The organism is Streptomyces sp. NPDC127092, assembly GCF_042722475.1.
Taxonomy (GTDB): domain Bacteria; phylum Actinomycetota; class Actinomycetes; order Streptomycetales; family Streptomycetaceae; genus Streptomyces.
Genome location: NZ_JBHXFE010000110.1, coordinates 1 through 2,964, shown reverse-complemented (window position 1 = coordinate 2,964; position 2,964 = coordinate 1). Strand labels below are relative to the sequence as shown.

The 2,964-nt window shown below is 63.1% G+C and carries 3 protein-coding genes; all 3 read right to left on the bottom strand.

The features are described 5' to 3' along the window. On the bottom strand, window positions 1-241 hold a 241-nt coding region (locus ACFWJO_RS37530; RefSeq protein WP_386872610.1), incomplete at its 3' end, for an alcohol dehydrogenase catalytic domain-containing protein. Next, window positions 238-885 (bottom strand): TetR/AcrR family transcriptional regulator, encoded by a 648-nt coding sequence (locus ACFWJO_RS37525; protein ID WP_386872608.1) that lies wholly within the window; start codon window positions 883-885, stop codon window positions 238-240. The genes ACFWJO_RS37530 and ACFWJO_RS37525, both read right to left, overlap by 4 nt. A 375-nt stretch (window positions 886-1,260) precedes the next feature. Further along, on the bottom strand, window positions 1,261-2,964 hold a 1,704-nt coding region (locus ACFWJO_RS37520), incomplete at its 5' end, for a hypothetical protein (protein WP_386872606.1).

The window sequence follows — 2,964 nt, the reverse complement described above, 5'->3', positions numbered from 1 at the left end:
GCGCATAAGAGGGGCTGTCGCTGTGTTCCACGACACCGGCGAGGTCGATCCCGGGCACCATCGGGAAGCGACGCACGACCGGAGCCTTTCCCGTGATCGCGAGGGCATCTTTGTAGTTCAGGCCGCTGTACGACACGCGCACCGTGACGTCACCGTCAGGTAGCTCACTCTCATCGAGTTCGCGCAGCGCTGCCTGGTATCCGGCATCGGTCTTGTCGATGGAGATTGCGCTGAACATCATGCTCTCCCGGGATGGATGCGGACGGATGCGAGGTAACCGGCGAAGAACACTTCCATCGGCCGGACGTCGCGGGTCAGGCGGGCGCGAAGGATCGCGCCTTCCCCACCCACCCAGAAGAACGACGCCAGTTCGTCGCAGTCGGAGCCGGGCGGGATCTCGTCTGCGTCTGCGGCCAGTTGCAGGCACGCCGCGACGCGACGTTCCCAGTCGCGCAGCACGTCTTCGAGCGCTTCCCGGTAGCCGTCGGGGAGGGTGGAGACCTCTTGGCCGAGATTGCCGACTAGGCACCCTCGTTCGAAGTCATGCCGTACCATGCCGGCCTTGGCATCGTCCACGAACCGCGTCAGGCGTTCCAGCGGCGACGGCCCCTCTTCGAGCAGCCATCGGTTGAGCTTGCGAGCGAAGTAGTCCGCATACCGTTGCAGCACCTCGAATCCGAACGCGTCCTTGCTGTCGAAGTAGTGGTAGAAGGAGCCCTTCGGCACGCCGACACGCTTCAGGACCGCGTCGATGCCGGTGGCGCTCATGCCCTGCGTTGTGAGGACTTCCATGCCGCAGCGCAACAGCGCCTCGCGCGTGTCTCCGTGCTCGCGAGGGATCTTCGGGGGGCGCCCTCGGCGAGGTCGAGTTGCGATGTCGGTCATGACAGCGAATTTAGACCGACCGTCTCTAAATAAGTACAAGTGCGCGCAGAGCATGCAGAGATCGGCCATCTGGTGCAGTAATCGGCCAGTGCGCTTGCCACTAGCTCAATGTCAGACGGGAGAGTCGTCATCGAATCCATGGCGCAGGCGATGGATGCTGCGCACCCGCTGTGTGCCCGCGGAGACTCCCTGCGGACTGTTTCGCCCTAACCTCGCGTTGGACTCGCTGGAGTTCCTCTCCGACGTCACCTCAGAGCCACCACGCCTCTTGCAGATCGAGGTTGAACGCTCGGAAATCGCGGATTTAGATCTCCGACAGCGGGACGGGCGACTCGACCGCCTGGCTCTCCCTACAGAGAACGCGTCCGAAAGCGTTCACTGGATCGGGAACTCCTGAAGCTCCATGATGACGCCACGGATCGCCATGACAAACTCGACCTGAGAGACGCGATCTTCGTTGGGCAGGTCTTCCGCCACCTGTTCAAGCCACGAGTCGATCCATGCTTCGGCCTTCGCATCCCCGGGCGCCATCTTTGCGAGATAGGCAAGGGCTCTCCACACGCGGCCTTCGTCCCCGATTCGAGAGGCGAGGAGGGCCGATTCGAAGAGCATGTTGGCTGCTGCCTGCTCCTCGCCGGTGAGATAGCACGCGACGCCGTAGTTGCAGAGGTGTATGACCGCCGGGATGCCGCCTATACCGAGGATCTGATCCGTCACGAGCTCCCAGAGACGAAATGCCTCGTCGTGGTCGCCGACTGCGAAGAGCATCCATGCTGCATCGTCGAGCATCACTGCAGCCGTCGGCGCAACGGTCTGCGCAACATCACCGGCCATGTTGAGCAGGTCGAAGAACCGCGCATAGTCTTGCACGCGTTCCTCGCCGCTGACGGCCCAGCCGACGAACTGATAAGCCATCCCTGGAGCGATCGCCTCCAGAGTGCGCATATGGGTTCTGAGGTCGTCGTCGTCGGAATGCATCGCCAGGGACGGGTCACCCATTAGCTGGCGATCGATCTGAGACGCGAGCTGATCAAGCGCTTGGCTCTGGCCAACGTACAGGGTCGGCTGGCCGAGCCAGTCGACGGGAGGCGGTGGCCAATGAGCCAGGACGCGGCGGACCTGCCCAATTGCTAGCGCATCGAGTTGGCCGACGATCGTCCCTGTCGATGCGTGCAGGATCTCCTTGAGCGTCGTCAGGAAGTAGCCGGTGCCGCGCGTGCCCGACCAGGACGTGGCGGCTCCCAGAAGCCACTTGAGCGCCGCTGACGTGTACAGATTTCGTCGCAACGGGTATTCACTGGCAGCTGAGAAGTTCAGGGACTCGAGATCGGACGACCAGTTCAGCGCCTCAAAAGAGTTGGTGGTGCGCGCCAACTGCTCGGCCACGCCGATGGCGTCGAGAAGATATCCGGCCGGAAAGTAGTCAGGCTGCGTCCACCGAGTTCGGTCGATCACGACTCGGTTCCCTCGTTCGTAACAAATCGCGGACCTGATGAGGTCCTCTACAGTCCTGCCTTGTTTTTCGGCTACGAGGAACCGCCTCAATGCGTCTCGATCGACCGAACGGCGTATGTGCTCGAGGATGCCGCCGGCGGAGGAAGGAATCACGAGAGCCCGCGCGGAGTATGTGAGCGGCTCGAATCCTGGAATCGAGTCGGCGTGAACGTCGGAGACAACCCAGATAGCCGCATCATCTGGAAGAGCGGTTGCCAGCACCGCCAGCGCTTGTGCCGAGCTCTGGTGCTGGAAGGCTTGGGCGAGGTTGATGACGATTCGCGCTCGCAGGCCGGCAAGAGCCGCGAGCGAATGTTGCGCGCGGCTCGCTTCGACCACCTCGCCGGTCGTTCGAGCGACCCACCCAGTGAGCGCGCGAATCAGCGACTCGTCGTTCGGCAACGTGTCTGCCTGATCCAGCGCCAGAGTCACTACGGATTCCGACTGTTCAGCGGCGAGCGCCGCCAGTGCGCGGAACGCCCGCTCCGCGTGGTCGTCGGCTCTGACCTCGACGAGCCGGAGTTGGGTGTCCCGAATCGAGGCTTTCAATCGAACGACATCGGCCTGCGCGGCGCTGCCCGCAAG